The sequence below is a fragment of the Pseudomonas sp. FW305-25 genome (genome assembly GCF_017351415.1).
In the GTDB taxonomy this organism is placed as follows: Bacteria; Pseudomonadota; Gammaproteobacteria; order Pseudomonadales; family Pseudomonadaceae; genus Aquipseudomonas; species Aquipseudomonas chlororaphis.
Genome location: NZ_JACNDE010000039.1, coordinates 1 through 25,691, shown reverse-complemented (window position 1 = coordinate 25,691; position 25,691 = coordinate 1). Strand labels below are relative to the sequence as shown.

Annotated in this window: 31 protein-coding genes; 10 read left to right on the top strand and 21 right to left on the bottom strand. The window is 64.0% G+C overall.

Annotation, left to right across the window (positions count from 1 at the left end; all coding sequences use genetic code 11):
• Positions 1-4: 4 nt before the first annotated feature.
• The 3 genes from rsmD to J4E58_RS26705 are packed head-to-tail and all read right to left on the bottom strand — an operon-like array spanning position 5 to position 3,463.
• Positions 5-625, bottom strand: a complete 621-nt coding sequence (gene rsmD / locus J4E58_RS26715) for a 16S rRNA (guanine(966)-N(2))-methyltransferase RsmD (RefSeq protein ID WP_009046042.1) — start codon at positions 623-625, stop codon at positions 5-7.
• Complete coding sequence (locus J4E58_RS26710) at positions 625-2,115, bottom strand: pitrilysin family protein (RefSeq protein WP_007921222.1); 1,491 nt, start codon at positions 2,113-2,115, stop codon at positions 625-627. The genes rsmD and J4E58_RS26710 overlap by 1 nt, the downstream gene beginning before the upstream one ends.
• Positions 2,108-3,463 (bottom strand): pitrilysin family protein, encoded by a 1,356-nt coding sequence (locus tag J4E58_RS26705; RefSeq protein WP_007921220.1) that lies wholly within the window; start codon positions 3,461-3,463, stop codon positions 2,108-2,110. The genes J4E58_RS26710 and J4E58_RS26705 overlap by 8 nt, the downstream gene beginning before the upstream one ends.
• Before the next feature lie 358 nt (positions 3,464-3,821).
• Between J4E58_RS26705 and ftsY the strand changes: the two genes are divergently transcribed.
• The 4 genes from ftsY to rpoH all read left to right on the top strand — a co-directional run bounded on the left by ftsY (position 3,822) and on the right by rpoH (position 8,062).
• A complete protein-coding gene (gene ftsY / locus J4E58_RS26700; RefSeq protein ID WP_087092461.1) occupies positions 3,822-5,405 on the top strand; it encodes a signal recognition particle-docking protein FtsY in 1,584 nt (527 codons plus the stop codon).
• Positions 5,402-6,073 carry a cell division ATP-binding protein FtsE gene (gene ftsE, locus J4E58_RS26695; RefSeq protein ID WP_007921216.1) on the top strand — a complete coding sequence of 224 codons (672 nt, stop codon included), beginning with the start codon at positions 5,402-5,404 and terminating at the stop codon, positions 6,071-6,073. Before ftsY ends, ftsE begins: the two co-directional genes overlap by 4 nt.
• Positions 6,070-7,092, top strand: a complete 1,023-nt coding sequence (gene ftsX, locus J4E58_RS26690; RefSeq protein WP_009046038.1) for a permease-like cell division protein FtsX — start codon at positions 6,070-6,072, stop codon at positions 7,090-7,092. Before ftsE ends, ftsX begins: the two co-directional genes overlap by 4 nt.
• A gap of 115 nt (positions 7,093-7,207) precedes the next feature.
• Complete coding sequence (gene rpoH, locus J4E58_RS26685) at positions 7,208-8,062, top strand: RNA polymerase sigma factor RpoH (protein WP_007921212.1); 855 nt, start codon at positions 7,208-7,210, stop codon at positions 8,060-8,062.
• Between the two features lie 145 nt (positions 8,063-8,207).
• Here the strand turns inward: rpoH and mtgA are convergent, their stop codons facing one another.
• Entirely contained in the window at positions 8,208-8,930 is a 723-nt protein-coding gene (mtgA, locus tag J4E58_RS26680) for a monofunctional biosynthetic peptidoglycan transglycosylase (RefSeq protein ID WP_087092515.1), read from the bottom strand.
• A 73-nt stretch (positions 8,931-9,003) separates the two neighbouring features.
• Between mtgA and J4E58_RS26675 the strand changes: the two genes are divergently transcribed.
• The 4 genes from J4E58_RS26675 (at position 9,004) to trmB (ending at position 11,263) form a co-directional block, all read left to right on the top strand.
• Positions 9,004-9,375, top strand: coding sequence for a DUF423 domain-containing protein (locus J4E58_RS26675; protein WP_087092460.1), 372 nt, complete (start codon positions 9,004-9,006; stop codon positions 9,373-9,375).
• Between the two features lie 90 nt (positions 9,376-9,465).
• Entirely contained in the window at positions 9,466-9,666 is a 201-nt protein-coding gene (gene thiS, locus J4E58_RS26670; protein ID WP_007921206.1) for a sulfur carrier protein ThiS, read from the top strand.
• Positions 9,667-9,733: 67 nt separating this feature from the next.
• Entirely contained in the window at positions 9,734-10,528 is a 795-nt protein-coding gene (locus J4E58_RS26665; protein WP_007921204.1) for a thiazole synthase, read from the top strand.
• 9 nt (positions 10,529-10,537) lie between these two features.
• The gene (gene trmB / locus J4E58_RS26660; protein WP_016704842.1) at positions 10,538-11,263 is read left to right on the top strand and encodes a tRNA (guanosine(46)-N7)-methyltransferase TrmB; all 726 of its coding nucleotides are present in this window, start codon (positions 10,538-10,540) and stop codon (positions 11,261-11,263) included.
• Positions 11,264-11,370: 107 nt separating this feature from the next.
• On the opposite strand, the gene J4E58_RS26655 is transcribed toward trmB, so the two are convergent.
• The 11 genes from J4E58_RS26655 to J4E58_RS26605 all read right to left on the bottom strand — a co-directional run bounded on the left by J4E58_RS26655 (position 11,371) and on the right by J4E58_RS26605 (position 19,082).
• Positions 11,371-11,919 (bottom strand): RNA 2'-phosphotransferase, encoded by a 549-nt coding sequence (locus tag J4E58_RS26655; protein ID WP_087092514.1) that lies wholly within the window; start codon positions 11,917-11,919, stop codon positions 11,371-11,373.
• 139 nt (positions 11,920-12,058) lie between these two features.
• Positions 12,059-12,382, bottom strand: coding sequence for a DUF3392 domain-containing protein (locus tag J4E58_RS26650; protein WP_007921199.1), 324 nt, complete (start codon positions 12,380-12,382; stop codon positions 12,059-12,061).
• Between the two features lie 22 nt (positions 12,383-12,404).
• Positions 12,405-13,607, bottom strand: coding sequence for a radical SAM family heme chaperone HemW (gene hemW, locus J4E58_RS26645; RefSeq protein WP_087092459.1), 1,203 nt, complete (start codon positions 13,605-13,607; stop codon positions 12,405-12,407).
• Positions 13,604-14,200 carry an RdgB/HAM1 family non-canonical purine NTP pyrophosphatase gene (gene rdgB / locus J4E58_RS26640; RefSeq protein WP_009046030.1) on the bottom strand — a complete coding sequence of 199 codons (597 nt, stop codon included), beginning with the start codon at positions 14,198-14,200 and terminating at the stop codon, positions 13,604-13,606. The genes hemW and rdgB overlap by 4 nt, the downstream gene beginning before the upstream one ends.
• The gene (locus J4E58_RS26635) at positions 14,197-14,631 is read right to left on the bottom strand and encodes a DUF4426 domain-containing protein (RefSeq protein WP_007921193.1); all 435 of its coding nucleotides are present in this window, start codon (positions 14,629-14,631) and stop codon (positions 14,197-14,199) included. The genes rdgB and J4E58_RS26635 overlap by 4 nt, the downstream gene beginning before the upstream one ends.
• 24 nt (positions 14,632-14,655) lie before the next feature.
• Positions 14,656-15,276, bottom strand: a complete 621-nt coding sequence (gene metW, locus J4E58_RS26630; RefSeq protein ID WP_007921185.1) for a methionine biosynthesis protein MetW — start codon at positions 15,274-15,276, stop codon at positions 14,656-14,658.
• A gap of 7 nt (positions 15,277-15,283) precedes the next feature.
• A complete protein-coding gene (locus J4E58_RS26625; protein ID WP_087092458.1) occupies positions 15,284-16,423 on the bottom strand; it encodes a homoserine O-acetyltransferase in 1,140 nt (379 codons plus the stop codon).
• A 199-nt stretch (positions 16,424-16,622) separates the two neighbouring features.
• Positions 16,623-16,916: a DUF167 domain-containing protein gene (locus tag J4E58_RS26620; protein ID WP_053262984.1), complete on the bottom strand. Its 294-nt coding sequence runs from the start codon at positions 16,914-16,916 to the stop codon at positions 16,623-16,625.
• A gap of 13 nt (positions 16,917-16,929) precedes the next feature.
• A complete protein-coding gene (locus tag J4E58_RS26615) occupies positions 16,930-17,520 on the bottom strand; it encodes a YggT family protein (protein ID WP_007929986.1) in 591 nt (196 codons plus the stop codon).
• A gap of 10 nt (positions 17,521-17,530) precedes the next feature.
• Positions 17,531-18,349 carry a pyrroline-5-carboxylate reductase gene (gene proC, locus J4E58_RS26610; RefSeq protein WP_087092456.1) on the bottom strand — a complete coding sequence of 273 codons (819 nt, stop codon included), beginning with the start codon at positions 18,347-18,349 and terminating at the stop codon, positions 17,531-17,533.
• Positions 18,350-18,383: 34 nt separating this feature from the next.
• Entirely contained in the window at positions 18,384-19,082 is a 699-nt protein-coding gene (locus J4E58_RS26605) for a YggS family pyridoxal phosphate-dependent enzyme (RefSeq protein WP_009046024.1), read from the bottom strand.
• A 57-nt stretch (positions 19,083-19,139) separates the two neighbouring features.
• Here J4E58_RS26605 and J4E58_RS26600 point away from each other — a divergent pair, with 57 nt between their 5' ends.
• A complete protein-coding gene (locus J4E58_RS26600) occupies positions 19,140-20,174 on the top strand; it encodes a type IV pilus twitching motility protein PilT (protein WP_087092455.1) in 1,035 nt (344 codons plus the stop codon).
• A gap of 76 nt (positions 20,175-20,250) precedes the next feature.
• On the opposite strand, the gene J4E58_RS26595 is transcribed toward J4E58_RS26600, so the two are convergent.
• Complete coding sequence (locus J4E58_RS26595) at positions 20,251-20,883, bottom strand: C40 family peptidase (RefSeq protein ID WP_007929981.1); 633 nt, start codon at positions 20,881-20,883, stop codon at positions 20,251-20,253.
• A gap of 250 nt (positions 20,884-21,133) precedes the next feature.
• Between J4E58_RS26595 and J4E58_RS26590 the strand changes: the two genes are divergently transcribed.
• Positions 21,134-21,553: a TM2 domain-containing protein gene (locus tag J4E58_RS26590; protein WP_007929980.1), complete on the top strand. Its 420-nt coding sequence runs from the start codon at positions 21,134-21,136 to the stop codon at positions 21,551-21,553.
• Positions 21,554-21,658: 105 nt separating this feature from the next.
• Here J4E58_RS26590 and J4E58_RS26585 read toward each other — a convergent pair whose 3' ends face one another.
• The 5 genes from J4E58_RS26585 to J4E58_RS26565 form a co-directional block, all read right to left on the bottom strand.
• Entirely contained in the window at positions 21,659-22,930 is a 1,272-nt protein-coding gene (locus J4E58_RS26585; protein WP_087092454.1) for a dihydroorotase, read from the bottom strand.
• Positions 22,927-23,931, bottom strand: a complete 1,005-nt coding sequence (locus J4E58_RS26580; protein WP_007929978.1) for an aspartate carbamoyltransferase catalytic subunit — start codon at positions 23,929-23,931, stop codon at positions 22,927-22,929. The genes J4E58_RS26585 and J4E58_RS26580 overlap by 4 nt, the downstream gene beginning before the upstream one ends.
• Positions 23,932-23,957: 26 nt before the next feature.
• Entirely contained in the window at positions 23,958-24,464 is a 507-nt protein-coding gene (gene pyrR / locus J4E58_RS26575) for a bifunctional pyr operon transcriptional regulator/uracil phosphoribosyltransferase PyrR (RefSeq protein ID WP_007929976.1), read from the bottom strand.
• A 121-nt stretch (positions 24,465-24,585) separates the two neighbouring features.
• The gene (gene ruvX / locus J4E58_RS26570) at positions 24,586-25,023 is read right to left on the bottom strand and encodes a Holliday junction resolvase RuvX (protein WP_009046019.1); all 438 of its coding nucleotides are present in this window, start codon (positions 25,021-25,023) and stop codon (positions 24,586-24,588) included.
• Positions 25,023-25,592, bottom strand: coding sequence for a YqgE/AlgH family protein (locus J4E58_RS26565; RefSeq protein WP_007929972.1), 570 nt, complete (start codon positions 25,590-25,592; stop codon positions 25,023-25,025). Before J4E58_RS26565 ends, ruvX begins: the two co-directional genes overlap by 1 nt.
• Positions 25,593-25,691: the final 99 nt, after the last annotated feature.

Below are 25,691 nucleotides of genomic sequence, written 5' to 3'. Positions count from 1 at the left end.
TGGTTTAACCGGCGATCTCTGCCGTACGTTGCCACAAGGCGTAGTACACCTGCCCGGATTTTTGCTCGCGGTGCAGGCGCCAGTTCGCCGGGAGGCCGAGGGTCGACGGCGCGGTTTCACTTTCGGTATAGACCCAGGCGTCGTCGGCCAGCCAGTCGCGTTCTTCCAGCAGGGCACAGGCGGCCGGCAGCAGGTTCTGATGGAACGGCGGGTCGAGGAACACCAGGTCGAAACGGCTGGCCGGCTGGGTTTCCAGGTAACGCAGGGCGTCGGCGGTCTGCACCTGGCCGACGGTGCAGCGCAGGGTGCCCAGGTGTTCGCGCAGGCGCGACACGGCCAGGTTGCTGGCATCCAGCGCCTGGCCCATGGCGGCGCCACGGGATAGGGCTTCGAGAAACAGCGCGCCGCTGCCGGCGAACAGGTCGAGCACCTTGGCCCCGGCGACATAGGGCGCCAGCCAGTTGAACAGGGTCTCGCGCACCCGGTCCGGAGTCGGGCGCAGGCCCGGCACATCGGGGAAGCTCAGGCGGCGGCTGCGCCACTCGCCGCCGATGATGCGCAGTTGGCCCACACCGTTGTGCTGGTTATGGACGGGTTTCTTGCTAGGACGCGATGGGCTGGCCATTAGTGCTCCGGAACCCCGAGCGGCTGCTCGGCGGGTTTGTCAGTAGGGGCCGGCAACGGCTTTTGCGGCACGGTCGGGCCGGCGGTAACGATGACCATCTTGTCGGCGCCCAGGTGCTTGTTCAGCACGTCCCGGACCTGCTCCACGGTCAGGCTCTGGGACTGCTGCATGAAGTCTTCAAGATAGCTCAGCGGCAGGTTGTAGAAGCCGATGGCGCCCAGTTGGCCGACGATGTCGGCGTTGCTGGCGGTGGACAGCGGGAAGCTGCCGGCCAGTTCGCGCTTGGCGTCGTCGAGTTCCTTCTGGGTCGGGCCGGTCTTGAGGTAGTCGGCGAGCACGTCCTGCACCAGCTTGAGGGTGCCCTCGCTCATTTCGGCACGGGTTTGCAGGTTGATCATGAACGGGCCGCGGGCCTGCATCGGGCTGAAGCCGGAGTAGACGCCGTAGGTCAGGCCGCGCTTTTCTCGCACTTCACTCATCAGCCGGGTGCCAAAACCGCCACCGCCAAGGATCTGGTTGCCCAGGGACAACGCGGCGTAGTCCGGGTCGTCACGATCGATGCCCAGTTGTGCCAGCAGCAGGCTGGTCTGGCTGGAGGGGTATTCGATATGGCCGATGCTGGCCTGTGGCTCGCTCGGTTGCGGGATTTTCGCCAGCGCCGGGCCTTTGGGCAGGGCGGCGGAGATCTGCGCGGCAATCGCCTCGGCATCGCTGCGCGACAGGTCGCCCACCAATGCGATCACCACGTTGCCGGCGGCATAGGCCTTGGCGTGGAACGCCCGCAGTTGGGCCAGGCTGATCGGCGGCACGCTCTGCGCGGTGCCATCGCTGGAATGGGCATACGGATGGCTGCCGTACAGGCGGTTCATCAGTTCCAGGCTCGCCAGCTTGCCGGGGTTCTGCTTCTGGTACTCGAAGCCGGCGAGCATCTGGTTCTTGATGCGCGCCAGGGAGTCGGCCGGGAAGGTCGGCTTGCCGACGACATCGGCGAACAGCTGCAGGGCCGGCGTGCGTTTGTCCGGTGCGCTGAGGCTGCGCAGGGACGCGATGGCCATGTCCTTGTAGGCACCGTTGCCGAAATCGGCACCCAGGCCCTCGAAACCTTCGGCGATCGCGCCGACATCCTTGCCGGCCACACCTTCGTTGAGCATGGCGTTGGTCAGCATCGCCAGGCCCGGCGCGTCGCCATCCTGGCTGCTGCCGGCGGCGAAGGTCAGGCGCATGTCGAACATCGGCAGCTCATGGGCTTCGACGAACAGCACCTTGGCGCCTTCGGCGGTGCTCCAGGTCTTGATGTCGAGGCTGCGGCGGCTTGGGGCCTTGCCGTCGAGCTCGGTCAAGGATTGCAGCTTCTGGCTGCTCTTGGCCTTGTCCAGCGCCTGGCTGGCGTCGGATTGGTCCGCGCGCAGCAGATAAAGGCCGGCGGCGGTGATCAGGGCCACGAGTGCCAGGCCGAGCAGGACCGGGCTGGCGCTTTTGCGCTTACTCATGAGCGGACTCCTCAGGCAATACGTGGGCAACGCTCAGGCGTTCGCGGGTGAAATAGGTACGAGCGGCCTTCTGGATGTCTTCAGGGGTCACGCTTTGCAGTTCGGCGAGTTCGGTGTCCATGAGCTTCCAGGACAGGCCGACGGTTTCCAGCTGGCCGATGGCGGTGGCCTGGCTGGTGATGGAGTCACGTTCGTAGACCAGGCCGGCGATCACCTGGGCGCGCACGCGTTCCAGTTCTTCGGCGGTCGGCGGGGTGGTTTTCAGCTCTTCGAGCAGGCGCCACAGCCCGGCTTCGGCCTGGGCGATGGTTTTCTTCTTCTGGCTGTTGGGCATGGCCGAAAGCAGGAACAGGCTGTCACCGCGAGTGTAGGCGTCGAAGCTCGACGAGCCGCCGGACACCAGCTCTTCGCCGCGCTCCAGGCGGGTCGGGATGCGGGCGCTGTAGCCGCCGTCGAGCAGCGCGGCGATCAGGCGCAGGGCGTGCACCGAATGCTTGTCTTCGGCGGTGGCGATGCTCGGCACGTTGAAGGCCAGCATCACGCTCGGCAGCTGGGTCTTCACCCGCAGGGTGATCTGCCGCTCGCCGGGCTCGGCCAGTTCCAGGGGTATCTTCGCCGCGGGCACGGCGCGCTTGGGAATGGCGCCGAAATAACGTTGGGCCAGGGTTTTGACTTCGTCCGGGGTCACGTCGCCGACCACCACCAGGGTGGCGTTGTTCGGCACGTACCAGGATTCATACCAGTGGCGCAGTTCCTCGACCTTCATCCGGTTGAGGTCGGCCATCCAGCCGATGGTCGGCGTGTGGTAGCCGCTGGCCGGATAGGCCATCGCCTTGAAGCGCTCGAAGGCCTTGGACATCGGCTTGTCGTCGGTGCGCAGGCGGCGCTCTTCCTTGATCACTTCGATTTCGCGGCTGAACTCGTCCGGCGGCAGGCGTAGGCTGGCCATGCGATCGGCTTCCAGCTCGAAGGCCACGCCCAGGCGGTCACGGGCCAGCACCTGGTAATAGGCGGTGAAATCGTCGCTGGTGAAGGCGTTCTCTTCGGCGCCCAGGTCGCGCAGGATCAGCGAGGCTTCGCCGGGGCCGACCTTTTCGCTGCCTTTGAACATCATGTGTTCCAGGGCGTGGGACAAACCGGTCTGGCCCGGGGTTTCGTAGCTGGAGCCGACTTTGTACCAGACCTGGGAGACCACGACCGGAGCCCGATGGTCTTCGCGGACCACGACCTTGAGGCCGTTATCGAGGGTGAATTCGTGGGTGGGTTGTGGATCGGCAGCCAAGGCTGAAAGGGGCAGACAAACCGTACTGAGCAGCAGGCCTGCGGCGCGGCGGGCTAGAGCATTCATTCGTTTTTTAAACCTGTTGGACTGCCCGCTTGGTCTTAGCGTCGGCGGGCGAGGAGATGCTAGGATACTGATCCGTTTTACTGGCGGCCACGCCTATCAGGCTCGCATGGATCAATGTGTGCTTGAGCAGGTTGTATGGGTTCCCGGCAAGAAGTGCTGTTTTATCGACTAGACTTCGACTTTTCGCCGATTTTGCCGTTTCAGTCCTTTAGTAAAATCGATCCTTGAGATGCCATTGGGCACCTCGACAAAATGTTGCGCGTGAACAAGCCGGCGGAAACGCAGTCTGTTCTGCATCGAATATTTATTTGCCGGTGCGCCTTGATGGCGCGTCGCTACCTTGAGATAGCCGTCCTCCATGTTTGGTTCCAACGACGACAAGAAGACCCCAGCCGCGGCTGGCGAAAAGAAAGGCCTGTTCGGATGGCTGCGCAAAAAGCCGCAGGAAACCGTCGTCGAACAGCCACAAGTTCCTGTCGAGCCTGCCCCGGCTCCCGCTCCCGCTCCCGTGATAGAGCAAGCTCCGGTTGCCGAAGTTGCCGCTCCTGTAGTGTCGCCGATCGCCGAGCCGATCCGGCAGCCTGAACAGCCCGCACCAGCGGACGAGCCTGCTCCCGCGCCGGAACTGCCGCTGACCCCCGATCCCGAGCACAAGCCCTGGCTGACCCTGCCGGTGGCGGAAGAACCGGTGGCGCTGGTGGAAGACGAGCAGGCGCCGCACATCACCCCGCCGATTCCGGCCGCGACCGATCTGCAGCAAGCCGCCGAGCTGTTGGTGGCCGAGTTGGCCCACGGAAGCGAGCCAGTTGAAGCCCAGGCGCAGATTGAAGAAGAGGATGTGCCACAACCGGTGATCGCGGCTTTCGTGAAACCCGAACCTGTTCCAGAACCGGAGCCTGCCCCGGTTGTCGTTGCTCCAGTTGCTCCAGTTGCTCCAGTTGCTCCAGTTGCTCCAGTTGCGGCGGTCGAAGCGCCCGCTGCCGTCGAGCCGCCCCGTGCCGAGGAAAACAAGGTCGGCTTCTTCGCCCGCCTCAAGCAGGGCCTGTCCAAGACCAGCGCCAGCATCGGCGAAGGCATGGCCAGCCTGTTCCTGGGCAAGAAGACCATCGACGATGAGTTGCTGGAAGATATCGAGACCCGCCTGCTGACCGCCGACGTGGGTGTGGAAGCCACCGCGGTGATCATTCAGAACCTGACCCAGAAGGTCGCGCGCAAACAACTGACCGACGTCGATGCGCTGTACAAGTCGCTGCAGGCCGAACTGGCGAGCATGCTCAAGCCGGTGGAGCAGCCGCTGCGGATCGCTTCGCAAACCAAGCCGTTCGTGATTCTGGTGGTGGGCGTCAACGGCGCCGGCAAGACCACCACCATCGGCAAGCTGGCCAAGAAGCTGCAACTCGAAGGCAAGAAGGTCATGCTCGCCGCGGGCGACACTTTCCGCGCCGCGGCGGTGGAACAGCTGCAAGTCTGGGGCGAGCGCAACAAGATCCCGGTGATCGCCCAGCACACCGGCGCCGATTCGGCTTCGGTGATCTTCGATGCCGTGCAGGCCGCCAAGGCCCGTGGCATCGATGTGCTGATCGCCGACACCGCCGGTCGCCTGCACACCAAAGACAACCTGATGGAAGAGTTGAAGAAGGTTCGCCGGGTGATCGGCAAGCTGGACGCCGACGCGCCGCACGAAGTGCTGCTGGTGCTCGATGCCGGTACTGGCCAGAACGCCATCAACCAGGCCAAGCAGTTCAACCAGACGGTCGAGCTGACCGGCCTGGCCCTGACCAAGCTCGATGGCACTGCCAAGGGCGGGGTGATCTTCGCCCTGGCCAAGCAGTTCGGCCTGCCGATCCGCTACATCGGCGTCGGTGAGGGCATCGACGACCTGCGTACCTTTGAAGCCGAACCCTTTGTCCAGGCACTGTTTGCCGAGCGGGAGCGTTCATGATTCGTTTCGAACAGGTCGGTAAGCGTTACTCGAACGGCCATGTCGGCCTGCACGAGCTGAGTTTCCGGGTTCGTCGCGGTGAGTTTCTGTTCGTCACCGGCCACTCCGGCGCCGGCAAGTCCACGCTGCTGCGGTTGCTGCTGGCCATGGAGCGCCCGACCAGCGGCAAGCTGCTGTTGGCCGGTCAGGACCTGAGCACCATCAGCAATGCGCAGATTCCGTTCCTGCGGCGGCAGATCGGCGTGGTGTTCCAGAACCACCAACTGCTGTTCGATCGCACCGTTTTCAACAACGTCGCCTTGCCTCTGCAGATCCTCGGCCTGTCCAAGGCTGAAATCGCCAAGCGCGTGGACTCGGCCCTGGAGCGCGTGGCGCTCTCGGACAAGACCGATCTCTACCCGGGCGACCTGTCCACCGGTCAGCAGCAGCGCGTCGGCATTGCCCGCGCCATCGTGCACCGCCCGGCCTTGCTGCTGGCGGACGAACCCACAGGTAACCTCGACCCGCGTCTGGCGGCGGAAATCATGGGCGTATTCGAAGATATCAACCGTCTGGGCACCAGCGTGCTGATCGCCAGTCACGACCTGGCGCTGATCGCGCGCATGCGTCACCGCATGCTGACCCTGCAACGCGGCCGATTGATCGGCGACGGGGAGGCTGGCGTATGAGTGCGACCCGTAGCCCCAAAGTGGCCGAACGCGTGGCTCCGAAAGCCTCGGACCAGCCGCCGCAGAAGAAAAAGCGCGACGAAGACGACGGTCCGGATTTCGGCACCCTGCTGCATGCCTGGATCGAAAGCCACCGCGCCAGCCTGCTGGACAGCCTGCGTCGCCTGGGCAAGCAACCGATCGGCAGCTTCTTCACCTGCCTGGTGATGGCCGTGGCCCTGAGCCTGCCGATGGGCTTGTCGTTGTTGCTCAACAACGTCGAGCGCCTGGGCGGTTCCTGGCAGCGCGCGGCGCAGATTTCCCTGTACCTGGAACTCGACGCCAGCGCCACCGAGGGCGAAAGCCTGAGCGAGCAGATCAAGGCCATGCCGGGCGTGGCGGATGCCGAGTTCATCAGCAAGGACAAGGCCCTGGACGAGTTCCAGCAGCAGTCCGGGCTGGGCGAGGCGCTCAAGGAGTTGCCGCAGAACCCGCTGCCGGGCGTGGTCCTGGTCACGCCGAACGAAGTGGACAAGGCAACCCTGGAAGCCTTGCGTCAGCGCCTGGCAGAAATGCCCAAGGTGCAACAGGCGCAACTGGACCTGGTGTGGGTCGAGCGGCTGGCGGCGATCCTCAAGCTGGGCGACCGGTTTGTCTTCGGTCTGACGGTGTTGCTGGTTTCCGCATTACTTTTGGTGATAGGCAATACCATTCGTCTTCATATTGAAAACCGCCGCACCGAGATAGAAGTGATTAAACTCGTCGGCGGCACGGACAGTTATGTGCGGCGTCCCTTCCTTTATATGGGCGCCCTGTATGGCTTCGGTGCGGGGATACTGTCCTGGGGTGTTCTGGCGTTCGGCCTCGACTGGTTGAACGACGCGGTAGTGGGGCTGGCCGGTTTGTACGGCAGTGATTTTGCCCTGGCTGGCGTGCCGGTCGCCGATGGTCTATCACTCTTGCTTGGCGCGGTGTTGTTGGGGTATATCGGTGCGTGGATTGCGGTCGCCCGCCACTTGCGGGAGCTGGCGCCGAAATAGTGTCTTTTTGCTTGTATTGACCTTTTAGAATTTTTGGGAACTTGTTTTGCGGTTTCCGGTCAATTTTCAGCAGTGCTGAATAAGCACGAGTTATGTGAGTCGGAGGTTTTTTCGTATGACCACTTCTTTGCAACCTGCTTATGCCTTGGTCCCAGGTGCGAACCTGGAGGCCTATGTGCACACGGTGAACAGCATTCCATTGCTGACGCCCGAGCAGGAGCGTGAACTGGCCGAGAGTCTCTACTATGAGCAGGATCTTGAGGCGGCTCGGCAGATGGTGCTCGCCCACCTGCGTTTTGTCGTACATATCGCCCGTAGCTATTCCGGCTACGGTCTGGCCCAGGCCGACCTGATTCAGGAAGGCAATGTCGGGCTGATGAAGGCTGTAAAACGCTTCAACCCGGAAATGGGTGTGCGTCTGGTTTCGTTCGCCGTGCACTGGATCAAGGCGGAAATCCACGAGTTCATCCTGCGCAACTGGCGCATCGTGAAAGTCGCGACCACCAAGGCCCAGCGCAAGCTGTTCTTCAACCTGCGCAGCCAGAAGAAGCGTCTGGCCTGGTTGAACAACGAAGAAGTCCATCGTGTGGCGGAAAGCCTCGGTGTGGAACCGCGCGAAGTGCGCGAGATGGAAAGCCGCCTGACCGGCCATGACATGGCCTTCGACCCAGCCGCCGAAGCGGATGACGACAGCGCCTTCCAATCGCCGGCCAACTACCTGGAAGACCACCGGTACGATCCGGCCCGTCAGCTGGAAGATGCCGACTGGACCGACAACTCCACCAGCAACCTGCACGAGGCGCTGGAAGTGCTGGACGACCGCAGCCGCGACATTCTCTACCAGCGCTGGCTGGCGGAAGAGAAAGCCACGCTGCACGACCTGGCGCAGAAGTACAACGTGTCGGCCGAGCGTATTCGTCAGCTCGAGAAGAGCGCGATGAACAAGCTCAAGCTGTCGATTGCCGCGTAATACGGCCACGCAATAAAAAACGCCCCGATCCGATCGGGGCGTTTTTGTTTGTGGCGTTGGAACGGTGGTGTCTGTGGGGATGCTATCGCGAGCAAGCTTCGCTCCTACAGAAGAAGACGCGGGCCTGTAGCGCGGATCCTGGACATCACTGCGCCCACAGCGCCTTGCGTGAATCGTTCAGGCCCAGCAGGTAGCTGTCGCCACCCAACTGGCTCATCTGCCGGCGGATCCAGCCGGCCCGTTGTGCCACGTAGCTGCTCGGATGGCTGGCGCTCCATACCCGTGGGTTGGGCAGGACCGCGGCCAACAGGCTGGCCTGTTGCCGCGACAGCGAGCCCGCGCTGACACCGAAGTGATGCCGCGCCGCGGCCTCGGCGCCAAATACGCCTTCGTCCCACTCGACGCTGTTGAGGTAGACCTCGAGAATCCGTTGCTTGGGCCAGAAGATCTCGATCAGCCCGGTGAACCAGGCTTCCAGTCCTTTGCGCAGCCAACTGCGCCCAGACCACAGAAACAGGTTCTTCGCCACCTGCTGGCTCAGGGTGCTGGCGCCGCGAATCGAGCCGCCGCGCTCGTTGTGGGCGAAGGCGGCCTGGATCGCGCCAATGTCGAACCCCCAGTGCTCAGGGAACTTCTGGTCTTCGCCGGCGATCACCGCCACCTTCAGGTCGTCGGAGATTTCCTCCCAGGGTTTCCAGCTGCGTTGCAGGTCGATGGGCTCGCCGTCGATCCAGGATTCGATCTTGCGTTCGACCATCAAGGCCGTGCCCGGAGGCGGCACGACGCGGAACACCAGCACCAGCAAAACGCTGCCGACGGCGAACCAGAACAGGGCTTTAGAGAAACGACGGAAAAATAAACGCAGCATAGAGATGGCTTGGCCGAACCCGTTGAGCGCGCCATTATACAGGCCCGACCGACGATTCTGACTGGAGTTCCTCATGCTGCGTGGCTTCCTGATGCTGGCCGCCTTTTTCGGCTTTACCGGCGTTGCCCTGGGCGCATTCGCTGCCCATGGCCTGAAAAATCGCCTGAGCGCGGAATACCTGGCGATTTTCCATACCGGCGTCACCTACCAGCTGGTGCACACCCTGGCGCTGCTGGGCGTGGCGCTGCTGGCCACGCAGAACCCCGGCCGCCTGGTGACCTGGGCCGGCGCTTCGTTCGCCATCGGCATCCTGCTGTTTTCCGGCAGCCTCTACCTGCTGACCCTGACCGGTTTCAGCAAGCTGGGCATCGTCACCCCCTTCGGTGGTCTGGCCTTCCTGGTCGGCTGGTTGTGCCTGGGTCTTGCCGCCTGGCGGTTGAGCTGACCGGCAGGTCCATTTCGAGACGAATGGCTTGGGTCGGCCAGACTGATCGGGCTAGAATGCTGGCCCCTAAAAATGATGGCGGCATTCGGCATGCGCATTCAGTTGAACGGCGAATCCTTTGAACTGCCCGACGGCGAAACCGTTGCGGCCCTGCTGACCCGTCTGGACCTGACCGGACGCCGGATCGCGGTCGAACTCAACCTGGATATCGTCCCGCGCAGCCAGCACGCCGAGACCACCCTCAACGAGGGCGATCAGGTCGAAGTGGTACACGCCATCGGCGGCGGCTAGCCACCCGGGCCAGGGCTGGCCCCACCCACGCATTCTGCAAGAACCTCACCCCAACAGAGGATTTCCGATGAGCAACGTTCGCAGCGACAAGCCTTTCGTCCTGGCCGGTCGTACTTACCAGTCGCGTTTGCTGGTAGGCACCGGCAAGTACCGTGACATGGAAGAAACCCGCCTGGCCATCGAAGCCTCGGGGGCCGAGATCGTCACCGTCGCCGTGCGCCGGACCAATATCGGGCAGAACCCGGGCGAACCGAACCTGCTGGATATCCTGCCGCCGGATCGCTACACCATCCTGCCGAACACCGCCGGCTGCTATGACGCGGTCGAGGCCGTGCGCACCTGCCGCCTGGCCCGTGAGCTGCTCGACGGTCACAATCTGGTGAAGCTGGAAGTGCTGGCCGACCAGAAAACCCTGTTCCCCAACGTGCTGGAAACCCTCAAGGCCGCCGAAGTGCTGGTCAAGGAAGGTTTCGACGTGATGGTGTACACCAGCGATGACCCGATCATCGCCCGCCAGCTGGCGGAAATGGGCTGCATCGCGGTCATGCCGCTGGCCGGCCTGATCGGTACTGGCCTGGGGATCTGCAACCCGTACAACCTGCAGATCATTCTCGAAGAAGCCAAGGTCCCGGTGCTGGTGGATGCCGGTGTCGGCACTGCCTCCGACGCCACCATTGCCATGGAACTGGGTTGCGAAGCGGTGCTGATGAACTCGGCCATCGCCCATGCGCAACAACCGGTGCTGATGGCCGAAGCCATGAAGCACGCCATTGTGGCAGGCCGCCTGGCGTACCTCGCCGGCCGCATGCCGAAGAAACTCTATGCCAGCGCCTCCTCGCCGCTGGATGGTCTGATCAAGTAAGAGCCATTGATGACTGAATCAAACGACACGCCAATCCAGCCGGAAGCCGGCGACGAGCGCCAACACCGCCGCATCAAGAGTTTCGTGATGCGCGCCGGGCGCATGACCGAAGGCCAGCAGCGCGGCCTGGAGCAGGGCGCGCCGCTGTATGTGCTGCCGCTGGCCGACGCGCCGGTGGATTTCGATCAGGTGTTTGGTCGCTCGGCGCCACGCTCCCTGGAAATCGGCTTCGGCATGGGCCACTCGCTGCTGGAAATGGCCGCGGCCGCGCCGGAGCAGGATTTCATTGGTGTGGAAGTGCACCGTCCGGGTGTCGGCGCGTTGCTCAACGGCGTGCTGACCCAGGGCCTGACCAACCTGCGGGTCTACGATTGCGATGCGATCGAAGTGCTCAACCGCTGCATCGCCGATAACAGCCTGGATCGCCTGATGCTGTTTTTCCCCGATCCGTGGCACAAGAGCCGTCACCACAAGCGGCGTATCGTCCAGGCGTCCTTCGCCGAGCTGGTGCGCAGCAAGCTGAAGGTCGGCGGCATCCTGCATATGGCCACCGACTGGGAGCCTTATGCCGAGTACATGCTGGAAGTGATGAATGTCGCGCCGGGTTACCGCAACCTGGCCGAAGACGGCAAGTGCGTGCCACGCCCGGCCGAACGGCCGATCACCAAGTTCGAGCGCCGCGGCGAGCGCCTGGGCCATGGTGTGTGGGACCTGAAGTTCGAAAAGCTGGCGTGAGCCCTGCTGTGTAGGAGCATCCGGTCGATGCTCGATTGCTCGCGATCGGCTGCCAGGCTGAAAGATAGCGGCGCTGCGAAGTCCGCTATCGCGAGCAAGCTTCGCTCCTACAGGGGCGAGAGGAAATCGACGGGAACGTGATCGGTCAGCCAGACCCCGTTCTCTGCCTGATAGAACGTGAAGCCCTGCGCCTGCATGTCCTGTGCGGCGACCTTGAGTATCACCACCTTCCCGTAACGCTGTCCCACTGTTTCGGCGGTCGCCAGGTCCTGTGACAGGTGCACGTGATGACGTGAGCCTGGGATCAGGCCTTTCTCGTTGATCGAGTCGATGAACCGCGTGGCAGTGCCGTGGTAAAGCACGGCCGGTGGCTGCTGCTCGGCCAGTTGCAGGTTCACGGTCTTGCTGGAATGACCTTGCACGGCGCGGATGCGCTGGCCGTCCTCGGACAGGGCGAAGCGTTTCTTGTCGTTGCTGGCGACTACCTCGGCGATCAGTTCGGGCGTCAGCTGGTGTCCTTCCCTGGCTGCACCGCCGATCAAGGCCTCGACTTCGGCCCAGCCTTCGCTGTCCAGCAGCAGGCCAATCGCCTGCGGCTCGTGACGCAGCACGTAGCTGAGAAACTTGCTGGTGTCGTCCAGGCGCTTTTTACTCATGTTCTGCATATCCCTGCATTTCGTGTTCTGTAGGAGCGCGCGGGCGGCGATCCGACTTGCCCGGGATGGCCGCCACGCGCAATACCTGACCCCGCGTCATCGTTCATCGCGAGCAAGCTTCGCTCCTACGGGGCGCGGCTTATCGGCGGTCGGCGACGACGCCGATCAACACCAGCACCACCAGCAGCACCGGCGCCAGGCTGTAGTTGTTGAACTGGCTCAGGCCGCGGACGATCCACGGCGTGGCGTAGATCAGCGCGGCACCGCTGCCGATCATGCACAGCAGCGCCATCATCGGTACGCGCAGGGCGCCGGCGAGGCCGCCCAGGCGTGCTTCGACCCAGCCCTTGATATCGGCGCCGAACAGCACCAACAGGCAGCCGACGAGGGCCAGGGAGATTTCTGAAAGGTTGCTGCGACTCCAGCGGGACACGGTAGCGAGCAGGTCGAGTATCAAATCCATTCGTTTTCCCTTAGGGCTGAAATCAGCTCAGAAATTTCTGCAGCAAGTCATTGAGGAACAGCTGGCCGCGCGGGGTGGCGGCCAGGCGTGACGGTTCGACCTGCAACAGGCCGCTTTGTTCGGCGTCGCGGCGACCTTCGGCGAGGCTTTCCAGGGGCAGCCCGGTACGCTCCGGATACAGCCGCGCCTCGACGCCTTCGGTCAGGCGCAGGGCGTTCATCAGGAACTCGAACGGCAGCTCTTCGTTGCTCAGGTCCTTTTCGCCGGCCTTGAAGTTTTTCGCCGGGTTGAGGTAGTCCTTGGGCAGGCGGGTCTTCCAGGTGCGCACGATGCGCCCGTCCGGATGGCTGAGCTTGCCGTGTGCCCCGGCGCCGATGCCGATGAAGTCGCCGAAGCTCCAGTAATTGAGGTTGTGCCGGGCCGCCCGACCGGGCTGGGCATAGGCCGAGACTTCGTACTGGGCGTAGCCGTGCTCGGCCAAAAGTGCCTGGCCGGCTTCCTGGATGTCCCACAGGGTGTCGTCTTCCGGCAGCGTCGGCGGCTGGTTCCAGAACACCGTATTGGGTTCCAGGGTCAGCTGGTACCAGGACAGGTGGGTCGGCTTCATGGCGATGGCCTGGCGCAGGTCGCCCAGGGCGTCGTCCAGGGACTGGTCGGGCAGGCCGTGCATCAGATCCAGGTTGAAGTTGTCGAACCCGGCCTGGCGTGCCATGCCGGCGGCGCGCACGGCTTCGTCGCCATTGTGGATGCGGCCCAGGGCCTTGAGCTTGTCTTCCTGGAAACTCTGGATGCCGATCGACAGGCGATTGATGCCCAGGGCGCGATAGGCGGTGAACTTCTCCTGTTCGAAGGTCCCGGGGTTGGCTTCCAGGGTGATCTCGATGTCGCGGGCGAACGGGATGCGTTGCTCCACGCCTTTGAGCAACCGGCCCAGGGCCTGGGCGCTGAACAGGCTCGGCGTGCCGCCGCCGAAGAAGATCGAACTCAGCTCGCGGCCGTAGACGGCGGACAGGTCCTGGTCGAGGTCGGCCAGCAGGGCGTCGACGTACTCTTCTTCCGGCAGCACCGGGCTGGCGGCGTGGGAGTTGAAGTCGCAGTAAGGGCATTTGCGTACACACCACGGGATGTGGATGTACAGCGCCAGGGGCGGCAGCTGGGGCAGGGCCGCCCGGGGCGTTTGCGCGCCGCCGAGAATCAGCGGTGGCGCGGACGAATCAATGGTCATTGCAGGCTCAGGCGTTGCCGCAGAATGGCCATGGCGCGGGCGCGATGGCTGAGTTGGTTCTTTTGGATCGGGTCCAGTTCGGCGCTGGAGCAGTTGCGCTCCGGCACCCAGAACAGCGGGTCGTAGCCGAAACCGTGCTCGCCGCTGGCGGCCGTGAGGATGCGTCCGTGCCACAGGCCTTCGCAGAGGATCGGCAGCGGATCCTCGGCATGTCGCACCAGCGCCAGGACGCAGACGAACTGCGCGCCGCGCTCGGCCTCGGGAACGTCCTTCAGGGCGTCCAGCAGCTTGGCGTTGTTCGCCGCGTCGCCCTGGCCGTCGGCGTAGCGCGCCGAGTAGATGCCTGGCGCGCCGCCGAGGAAATCCACCGCCAGGCCGGAATCGTCCGCCAGCGCCGGCAGGCCGGAAATGCGCGAAGCGTTGCGGGCCTTGAGGATGGCGTTCTCGACGAACGACAGGCCGGTTTCTTCCGGTTCGACGCTGCTGAACTCGCCGATCGAGCGCAGGTGCACCGAGTCGCCGAGCATGGCCTGGAGTTCCTTGAGCTTGCCGGCGTTATGGCTGGCCAGTACGAGTTGGGTAAAAGTCATCATTCGCCGGGGAAAAGCTCTTGGTTGAAGTTGATGGTGTTGATCGCGTCACCGGTCTGCACCTTGATTTCGAAGGTGCGGGTTTCCTGCTGTTCCACCGGATACTGGGCGATGTAGTAGATCGCGCCCTGTTCGGTGACCTGCTTGAATTTCAGCGGCACCGACTGGCTGGTCAGGTCCTTGACGGTCCCGGTGACCTGGGCGACCAGCGGTTTGCCGGCCTTGAGCACGGAAACGTTGATCACGCCCTGGTTCTTGCTGCGCACCAGCTCCGCGGCCTTGGCGATATCCGGTTGCAGGAAGGTGGAGTTGAAGGTGTTGTAGTGCACGGTCACGTCACCGAACACTTCCTGGCGCTCGCCCTTGATGGGCTCGGCGGCCATCGCCGATGCGCTCAGGCACGCTGCCAATAGAAAAGTAACCAAGCGACCCATGATCGTTCTCCTTTTGAACCTGGTTTATACCGCGATCTGGTGATCCTGCAGGCCGGGGCTGCTGACGCGGTAGATGCCGATCTCACCTAACAGATTAGGCCATAGCTTACTGGCCCACCCGTGCCGGTGCTGTTGATCCACCGCAAGGCGATCGATGACCTTGGCTTCACGTTCGCGGCAAAGCTCTTCAAAGTCCTCGAACGTGCAGAAGTGAATGTTCGGCGTGTTGTACCAGGTGTACGGCAGGAATTCGGAGACCGGCATCCGCCCCTTGCTGGCCAGGTACCAGCGGCAGCGCCAGTGGCCGAAGTTGGGGAAGGTGATGATGCACTGGCGGCCGACCCGCAGCATTTCGTCGAGGATCCGGTCCGGGTAGTGCACGGCCTGCAGGGCCTGGGTCATGACCACGATGTCGAAGCTGTTGCTGGCGAAGTTGCCCAGGCCCTTGTCCAGGTCCTGCTCGATGACGTTGATGCCCTTGGCCACGCACTCGGCGATGTTGTCCGGGTCGTTTTCCAGGCCATAGCCGGTGACTTGCTTGTGATCGCGCAGCCAGCTCAGCAGTTCGCCATTGCCGCAACCGAGGTCGAGCACGCGGCTGCCGGCGGGGATCCATTCTTGGATGATTTCCAGATCGGCTCTCATGGCGTCCTCACAGCGTTATACGGTTCATGTAGTTGCCGAACGCCTGCAGGTAACGCGGGATCGGAATCAGAAAGGCGTCGTGGCCCTGTGGGGCATCGATTTCCAGGTAGCTGACGTCCTTGCGCGCGGCCATCAGGGCATCCACCAGCTCCCGCGAGCGGGCCGGGGAGAAGCGCCAGTCGGTGGTGAAGGACATCACGCAGAACTTGGCCTTGGCGCCTTCGAAGGTTTTCGCCAGGTTATCGTCGAAGTTCGCCGCCGGATCGAAGTAATCCAGGGCCTTGGTCATCAGCAGGTAGGTGTTGGCGTCGAACCGCCCGGAGAACTCCTCGCCCTGGTAACGCAGGTAGCTTTCGACCTGGAACTCGACGCTGTGGAAGTCGTAGTTGAGCTTTTCGCTCTTCAGGCCACGGCCGAATTTCTCGCCCATGGAGTCGTCGGACAGGTAAGTGATGTGCCCGACCATCCGCGCCAGCATCAGCCCGCGCTTGGGGATCACGCCCTGTTCCTGGAACGAACCGCCGTGGAATTCGGGGTCGGTGAGGATGGCCTGGCGCGCCACTTCGTTGAAGGCGATGTTCTGCGCCGACAGCTTGGGCGCCGAAGCGATGGCCAGGCAATGGCGCACCCGCTCCGGGTAGGTGATGGTCCATTGCAGGGCCTGCATGCCGCCCAGGCTGCCACCGATCACGGCGGCCCACTGGTGGATGCCGATGCGGTCGGCCAGGCGCGCCTGGCTGTGCACCCAGTCTTCCACGGTCAGCACCGGGAAGTCGGCGCCGAACGGCTTGCCGGTGTCCGGATTGACGCTACTCGGACCGGTGGAGCCGTTGCAGCCGCCGAGGTTGTTCAGGCTGACGACGAAGAACTTGTTGGTGTCGATCGGCTTGCCCGGGCCGATGCAGCTGTCCCACCAGCCCGGCTTGCGGTCGTCGGGGCTGTGGTAGCCGGCGGCGTGGTGATGGCCGGACAGGGCGTGGCAGATCAGCACGGCATTGCTCGCCGTGGCGTTCAGCTGGCCGTAGGTCTCGTAGATCAGATCATAGGCTGGCAGGGAGCGGCCGCAGGCCAGGGCCAGGGGCTCGCTGAAATGCGCCACTTGCGGCGTCACCAGACCAACGGAATCGGCGGGAAAGGCAGTTGGCATCGACCCTGCTCTCGTTTAAATGAGGCGTAAGTCTAAAGACCGCTGCCCCCAGCGGCAAGCAAAGGCCTGCGTGGGTTGCGCCAATCGTTGTAGCCGCTGCCGAAGGCTGCGATCGACCGCGAAGCGGGCGCTGCTTTTGAGGGCCCAGGAAGGCCCTGCGGGCCTTATCGCAGCCTACGGCAGCGGCTACAGAGAGTGATCAGGATGGACGCTGTAATTCCGGCAGGTCCGGGAGTTTTTTCGGCGCGTTGATCCGCACCCGTTTCTGCCGGTTCAGCTCGCCGCTGATCAGGCTGACCTGGCTCTTGGATACGCCGAAGGCCTTGGCCAGGAACGCCATCAAATAAGCGTTGGCCTTGCCCTCCACCGGCGGCGCGGTGAGGCGGATCTTCAGGCGCTCGCCATGCAGCCCGGCGAAATCATCGCTACGGGCCGCAGGTTGCAGGTGGCACTCCAGGATCAGATCGTCGCCGTCCCAGCGAAAGTAACTCATCGCAGAGGCCTGGTCAGATCAGCAGACGCAGGATTTCCGGCATCATGGTCATGGCCGCCAGGTTGTTGATCACCAGCATGTCGATCAGCTTGAGCACCATGAACGCCAGGATCGGCGAGATATCCAGGCCGCCCATGCTCGGCAGGATGCGACGGAACGGCGCCAGGGCCGGCTCGCAGATCTGGTTGACCAGCTCGGCGCCCGGGTTATGGCTGCCCGGGGCGACCCAGGAAAGGATCACGCTGATGATCAGGGCGAAGAAGAAAATCTTCATGAACAGCGCGGTCACGCCAATGATCGACCAGATCAGCAGTTGCAGCGGGTTGCCGGTGGTGCCGTAGGTCAGCAGCAGGGTCAGGGCCATCAGCAGCAGTTGCACGACGATCGCCAGGATCAGCGACGACATGTCCAGGCCGAACAGGCTCGGGATGACCCGGCGCATCGGCTTGAGCAGCGGCTGGGTGGCGCGCACGGCGAACTGGCACAGCGGGTTGTAGAAGTCGGCGCGTACCAGTTGCAGCACGAAGCGCAGCAGCACGATCAGCAGGTACAGGCTGCCCAGGGTTTGCAGCACGTACACCGCCGCAGTGTTCAATCCAATCATCATTGGCTCCTTATTGGCCCAGTTGTTCGGCCATCTCGGCCGAGCGGTGCGCGGCGGCACCCAATGCTTTTTCCACCAGGGCTTCGAAGCCACTGGCCTGGAACGACTTGATCGCGGCTTCCGTGGTCCCGGCCGGCGAGGTCACGCGGCGGCGCAGTTCAGCCGCGTCCACGTCGCTGGACACCGCCATGTGCGCCGCGCCCAGTGCGGTCTGCAGGGTCAGTTGGCGGGCGGTTTCCCGTGGCAGGCCGAGTTTCTCGCCGGCGGCGGTCATGGCTTCGATCAGCAGGAAGAAATACGCCGGGCCGCTGCCGGACACCGCGGTCACCGCGTCCAATTGCTGCTCCTGTTCCAGCCACAGGACGATGCCCACGGCCGACAGCAGTTCTTCGGCCTGCTGGCGTTGCGCCGCGCTCACCGCGGCGGTGGCGTACAGGCCACTGGCGCCCTGGCGCAGCAGGGCCGGGGTGTTGGGCATGCAACGCACGATCGGCTGCTCGCCGAGCCACTTGTTCATGCTGGCGCAGGTGATGCCGGCGGCGATGGACACGATCAACTGGTGCGGTTTCAGGCTGGGGCTCAGGGCTTCGCACACGGCCTTCATGGCCTGTGGCTTGACCGCCAGCACCACCACGTCGACGCCGTCGATGGCTTCGGCGTTGTCGGCGAACAGTTCAATGCCGTGCTCGGCCTGGACCTTGGCGCGGGTTTCGGCGCCCGGGTCGCTGGCGCGGATCTGGCTGGCGTCCAGGCCCTTGGCGCGCAGGCCGCCGATCAAGCTGGCAGCCATGTTGCCGGCGCCGATAAAGGCGATACGAGTCTTGCTCATGACAGGTCCTTATTCAGAGGTGAGGCCGCCACAGTCATGGCTGGCCATAATCGCGGGCACCAAACAGGGCGGTACCGATACGTACCCAGGTGGCGCCTTGGGCGATGGCCGCTTCGAGGTCGTGGCTCATGCCCATGGAAAGTGTGTCGGTTGGCAGGTCCAGGCTGTCGCGCAGGTTGTCGTTCAGGCTGCGCACGGCCGCGAAGGCGGCGTCCTGGGCGGCACGATCTTCGGTCGGCTCGGGAATCGCCATTAGCCCGCGCAGTTTCAGGCGCGGCAAGGCGCTGATGGCGCTGGCCAGGGCCGGCAGGTCGGCCGGTGTGCAGCCAGATTTGCTGGCCTCGCCACTGACATTGACCTGAATGCAGATGTTCAGCGGCGGCAAGTCGGCCGGGCGTTGCTCGGACAGGCGTTGAGCGATTTTCAAGCGATCCACGGAATGCACCCAGGCGAAGTTCTCGGCGATAGCTCGCGTCTTGTTCGACTGAATGGGGCCGATGAAGTGCCAACTCAAGGGCAGGTCGCCAAGTTCCGCCTGTTTGCCCAGGGCTTCTTGCAGGTAGTTCTCGCCGAAGTCGCGCAGACCGGCCGCGTAGGCTTCACGCAGCGCCGCGGCGGGCTTGGTCTTGCTCACGGCCAGCAGATGGATGCTGCTTTCGTCACGTTGCGAGGCCTGCGCCGCGGCACGGATCCGTGCGCTAACCAGGGCGATGTTGTCTGCTATCGTGGACATTCGATGTACGCCAGCGGGTCTTGGGTTCGCGGCATTCTACTGGAATTGGGGAACGCTATGGATATCACTGAGTTGCTGGCCTTCAGCGTCAAACAGGGCGCTTCGGACCTGCACCTCTCGGCCGGTTTGCCGCCGATGATTCGCATCGACGGCGATATTCGCCGGATCAACCTGCCGGTGCTGGAGGCGCAACAGGTGCATGAGCTGATCCTGGCCAGCATGACTGATCCGCAACGGGCCGAGTTCAAGGCCGCGCTGGAGATCGACTTTTCCTTCGCGGTGCCGGGCCTGGCGCGCTTTCGGGTCAATGCCTTCAACCATCAGCGCGGCGCCGGCGCGGTCTTTCGCAGCATTGCGGCCAAGGTACCGAGCCTGGACGAGCTGGGCATGGGCGAGGTCTTTCGCCGCATCAGCGAAGTGCCCCGCGGCCTGGTGCTGGTGACCGGGCCGACTGGCTCGGGCAAGTCGACCACCCTGGCGGCGATGATCGATCACCTGAATCAGCACCGGCACCAGCACATCCTCACCATCGAGGACCCCATCGAGTTCATCCACGAATCGAAGAAGTGCCTGATCAACCAGCGCGAGGTGCATCGCGACACCCGCAGCTTCTCCACGGCCCTGCGCTCGGCCCTGCGCGAAGACCCGGATGTGATTCTGGTGGGGGAAATGCGCGATCTGGAAACCATCCGCCTGGCGCTGACCGCCGCGGAGACCGGGCATCTGGTGTTCGGCACCCTGCACACCACGTCGGCGGCGAAAACCGTGGACCGGGTGGTGGACGTATTTCCGGCCGAGGAGAAGGCGATGGTTCGCTCCATGCTCTCGGAGTCGCTGCAGGCGGTGGTTTCCCAGGCGCTGGTGAAGCGGGTCGGCGGAGGCCGGGTGGCGGCTCACGAGATCATGCTGGGCAGCGCGGCGATCCGTAACCTGATCCGCGAGGACAAGGTGGCGCAGATGTACTCGGCGATCCAGACCGGCGGGGCGCTGGGGATGCAGACCCTGGACATGAGCCTGAAGGCACTGGTGGATGCGGGGCTGGTCAGCCGGGAGCACGCCCGGGAAAAGGCGCGGGCGCCGGACAGTATTTGAAGAGGTATCGGGGCGGCAAATGCAATCGCGAGCCATCGAGCGTGGTGGCTCGATGACTCGCGATCAGGGAGGGCGATCAGCGCTGAACGATGCGCAGGGTGTTCTGCTCTTTTGGCAGGACCCGCTTGGCCACTACGTAGTTCTTGTCCCAGTACGGCTTCTTCAGGGTATCGATGGTCACCGACTTGCCGCGGCGCGGCGCGTGGATGAAGCGATCGTTGCCCAGGTAGATGGCAACGTGGTTGACCCGACGGCTCTTGAGGTTGAAGAACAGCAGGTCGCCAGGCTTGAGGTCCTTGCGCTCGACTTTCTGCCCGTGACCGCTGGCCATGGCGTTCGAGGTGCGGGGCAGATCGACGGCGGCGACGTCGTTGAAGGCGTATTTCACCAGGCCGCTGCAGTCGAAGCCTTTACTTGGGCTGCTGCCGCCCCAACGGTAAGGAGTACCCAGTACGTTGACGGCACGGCTGAGCACGGTGCTGCTCTGCTTGGCCGCCATCTGCGGTACCGGCTTGCTGCTGACGCTGCTCAGGTGAGTCGGGCGTTTGACCGACAGCTTGTTCTTGGAGCTGTTCTTGCTGATTTGGGTGACGTGGGCTTTTGGAGTGAAGCCGTTCACGTTGGGAAGACGTTGCTCACGATTGGTGGCGTGGGCAGCCAGTGGCATCAATAGGCAAATGGTTAGCCATGTCTTGAAAAATGGACGCATTAGGCAAGGCTCATATGGGTTAGCGCGCAACTTTATAACAGCTTTTTTGTCACTTCTCAGGCCGTTGGTCGATTCAACCTGGAGGTCAAATTCGCTGAAGAGGCGGCAAATTGACGCAATTGTCCGACAGAAGTCAGGCAGTACAAGGGTTTCATGGCAGCGACCTTAACATTTGCCACACGTCGGCTGCCTGTAAAAAAGTCACAAAGAATTAAAGAAAATTTATCTATTGCGTGGAACGAGGTACTCAATGAACACCTATCGCCCGGACGGTTCGACCCATGACACCCACAGCAAGGTGATCGGTTACCTGTTGTGGATTTTCGGTTTTACCGGCTCTCACCGCTTCTATTACGGCAAGCCGGTTACCGGAACCATCTGGTTTTTCACCTTGGGCTTGCTGGGCATCGGCTGGCTGATCGACCTGTTCCTGATCCCGGCCATGGACCGCGAGGCCGACCTGCGTTTTACCCCGGGACCCATCGAATACAGCGTCGCCTGGATCCTCCTGACCTTTCTCGGGATCTTCGGCGTGCACCGCATGTATCAGGGCAAATGGATCAGCGGCCTGCTGTACCTGCTGACTGGCGGGGTGTTCTTTCTGGGGGTCTTGTATGACTTCTGGACGCTGAATGACCAGGTGTCGTTGCGTAACGCGCAGCGGCGTTGAATACAGGAGCGCCATCGCGAGCAAGCTCGCTCCTACAGAAGAAGTGCGGCGCCAATGGGGTCTGCGCCGTACCTGTAGGAGCGAGCTTGCTCGCGATCATGGCCGTCAGCCCTTGTGGCTGATCCGCCCATCCACCAGGGTGTAACGCACCACGCCCGGCAGGCTATGGCCGAGGAACGGGCAGTTCTCGCCTTTCGACAACCAGTGTTCGCCAGCCACCGTGGACGTGCTCGGGTCGAACAGCACCAGGTCCGCCGGAGCGCCCACCGCCAGCTTGCCGGCTGGCAGGCGCAGGGCGTCGGCCGGGCCGCTGCTCAGGCGGGCCAGCAGGGTCGACAGGTCGAGCAGACCGTCTTCCACCAGGGTCATGGCCAGTGGCAGCAGCAGCTCGACGCTGCTGATGCCCGGCTCGGTGGCGCCGAAAGGCGCCAGCTTGGCGTCGCGTTCGTGGGGCTGGTGATGGCTGGAGATGGCCTGGACCACCCCGGACTTCACGGCCTCGCGCAGGCCTTCGCGGTCGGCGCGTGAGCGCAGCGGCGGCTGGACGTGATAGAGGCTGGAGAAGTCGATCAGCGCGTCGTCGGTGAGGATCAGCTGGTACAGCGCCACGTCGGCGGTCACCGGCAGGCCACGGGCCTGGGCCTGGGCGATCAGGGCCACGCCCCGGGCGCTGGTCAGCTGGCTGAAGTGGGCGCGCACGCCGCTTTGCTCCACCAGCAGCAGGTCACGAGCCAGGGCCACGGTTTCCGCGGTTTCCGGAATGCCCGGCAGGCCGAGGAAGCTGGCGGTGGCGCCTTCGTGGGCCAGGCCGCCTTCGGCCAGGTCGCGGTCCTGGGAGTGGAAAATCACCGTCAGGTCGAAGGTCGCCGCGTACTCCAGCGCCCGGCACAGGGTGCGGGTGCTGCGAAAGCCATCCAGGCCGTTGCCGAAGGCCACGCAACCGGCGTCGCGCAGGGCGATCAGCTCGGCCAGCTGTTCGCCGTCCAGGCCTTTGCTCAGGGCGCCGATCGGGAACACCTTGGTGTTGCCGGCCTCGCGGGCGCGATCGAGGATCAGCTCGGCCACCGCCGAGGTGTCCAGCACCGGCTTGGTGCGCGGCGGGCAGCACAGGCTGGTGACGCCACCGGCCGCGGCGGCGCGGGTTTCGCTGGCGATGGTGCCTTTGCGGCTGTAGCCCGGCTCGCGCAGAGAGACGTTCAGGTCCACCAGCCCGGGCGCGGCCACCAGGCCCTTGGCGTCGAGGCTTTCAACCGCGCTGAAACCGGCGGGCGCGGCGCCGATGGCGACGATCTTGCCGGCTTCCAGATGGATATCGCTGACTTGATCCAGGCCGCTGCTTGGATCGATGACACGGGCGCCGAGAATGCTGAGCTTCACTGGGCGTTCTCCTGCTCGAATTGTCGCTGGGCGGTCTGCCCGCTCATGGCCATGGACAGTACGGCCATGCGTACCGCGATGCCGTAGGTCACCTGATTGAGGATCACCGAATGCGGACCGTCGGCCACCGCCGATTCGATCTCCACACCACGGTTGATCGGGCCCGGGTGCATGACGATGGCGTCCGGCTTGGCGCCGGCCAGGCGTGCGGTGGTCAGGCCGAACAGGCGGTAGAACTCGCCCTCGCTCGGCAGCAGGCCGCCCTGCATGCGCTCGCGCTGCAGGCGCAGCATGATCACCACGTCGACATCTTTCAGGCCTTCGGCCATGTCGGTGTAGACCTTCACCCCGTATTGCTCGATGCCGATCGGCAGCAGGGTCTTGGGCGCGATCACGCGGATGTCCGGGCAACCCAGGGTTTTCAGGGCCAGCATGTTCGAGCGCGCCACCCGCGAGTGCAGGATGTCGCCGACGATGGCCACCGAGAGGTTTTCGAAACCGCCCTTGTGCCGACGGATGGTGAGCATGTCGAGCATGCCCTGGGTCGGGTGGGCGTGGCGGCCGTCGCCGCCGTTGATGATTGCCACCTGTGGGCACACATGCTCGGCGATGAAGTGCGCGGCGCCGGAGTCGCCGTGGCGCACGACGAACATGTCGGCGGCCATGGCTTCGAGGTTGCGCAGGGTGTCGAGCAGGGTTTCACCCTTGCTGGCCGAGGAGGTGGACACGTTGAGCGTGATCACGTCCGCCGACAGGCGCTGGGCCGCCAGTTCGAAGGTGGTGCGGGTGCGGGTGGAGTTCTCGAAGAACACGTTGCACACGGTCTTGCCGCGTAGCAAAGGGACTTTCTTGACGGCCCGGGCGCCGACTTCGAGGAAGGAGTCGGCGGTGTCGAGGATTTCCGTCAGCAGCTCGCGACGCAGACCGTCGAGCGAGAGGAAGTGGCGCAGCTGGCCCTGATCGTTGAGCTGCAGCGGGCGCTTGGCGTCTAGAGGCGTCATCGCAATGGACTCTTTAGAGGGGCGAATTAAAGGGCGAGGTCTTGAAGCTCGAGTTGAAGCGGCGCAGGACCGGACAATTTTACCCGCTCGTGGGCGGCCAGCGACAGGGTGGCGCCGACCACGTTCGGACGAATCGGCAGCTCGGCGGCGTCCAGGTCCAGCAGGCAGACCAGGGTCACGCTGGCCGGGCGGCCGTAGTCGAACAGCTCGTTGAGGGCAGCGCGGATGGTGCGGCCGCTCATCAGCACGTCGTCGATCAGGATCAGGTGCTGGCCCTCGATCTCGAACGGCAGCTCGGAAGGGCGCACTTGCGGATGCAGGCCGTTCTGGCTGAAGTCGTCGCGGTAGAAGGACACATCCAGGGTGCCCAGCGGCGCGTCGCTGCCCAGTTCGGCGAGCAGGGCCTGGGCGACCCAGACGCCGCCGGTACGGATGCCAATATAGCGGGGCTCGCTGATGGCGCGTTGTTCCAGGTGGGCGGTGAGACGCACGGCCATCTGGCTGATCAGTTCGGCGGGATTGGGCAGGCTCATGATTGCTCCTTCGTGGGCCCGCGCCTGGTTGCATGCAGCAAGGCGCAGGGTCTTACGGCTGGTGTTGTGGCCAGGAGGCGCGTGGCCGGGGGTTGACCACGCATCTTCAGGATTCGGCGTTTCAGTTGTTCAACAGCGCTGCGTTTTCGTCGAGCCAGCCTTGCAGCAGCAGGGCGGCGGCGATGGCGTCGACCGGGTTGTCGCGGTAACTGCCTTTCTGGCCGCCGCGGGCCAGGCGTTCGCCCTTGGCCTCGAAGGTGGTCAGGCGTTCGTCATGGGTATAGAAGGGCAGGTTGTAGCGGCCATTGAGGCGCCGGGCGAATTTCTCGGCGCGCACGCACATCTCGCTCGGGGTGCCGTCCATGTTCAATGGCAGGCCGACCACCACCGCATCCGGCTTCCATTCCTTGATCAGGGCTTCGACCTGGTTCCAGTCCGGCACGCCGTTCTGCGCCTTCAGGGTGCACAGCTCGCGGGCCTGGCCGGTGATGGCCTGGCCGACCGCCACGCCGATCTGCTTGGTGCCGTAGTCGAACCCGAGGATCAGTCGCAGGGCCATCAGGCGTGGCCCGCCTGGCTGGTCAGCAGGGCGAGGTTGATGCCCAGGTGCTTGGCCGCCGCCTCCAGGCGCAGTTCGCTGCTGGTGTTGAACAGGATGTCGGCGTCGAACGGGCAGGTCAGCCAGGCGTTGTCCGCCAGCTCGGCTTCCAGCTGCCCGGCTTCCCAGCCGGCATAACCGAGGGCGATCAGGCTTTTGGCCGGACCGACGCCATCGGCGATGGCGAACAGCACGTCCTGGGACGTCGACAGCGACAGGCCATCAAGCTCGACCGTGGCCTGGAAGGTCGGGCCGCTGGGGTGCAGGACAAAACCGCGATCGGTCTGCACCGGGCCGCCGATGAAGATCGGCACATGCTGGCAGAGCGCTGGTGGGTCGATCTCGGGGCGCAGTTGTTCGAGGATGTCGGCGAGGTTCAGGTCCTGCGGACGGTTGACCACCAACCCCATGGCGCCATTGGCATTGTGCTCGACGATGTAGGTCAAGGTGTGCGCAAAGTTCGGGTCGGCCATGTGCGGCATGGCGATCAGGAAGTGATGCTTGAGGTAGCTGGGGCTGACGTTTTTCATGAGCGCTAGTGTGGCGGTGGAGGGGCGAACTGACAAGCTGGGGATGTGTGGCTCCGGGCATTTTGCTCGGCCTTTTGCGGCGGTGCCGGCGTCGGCGCC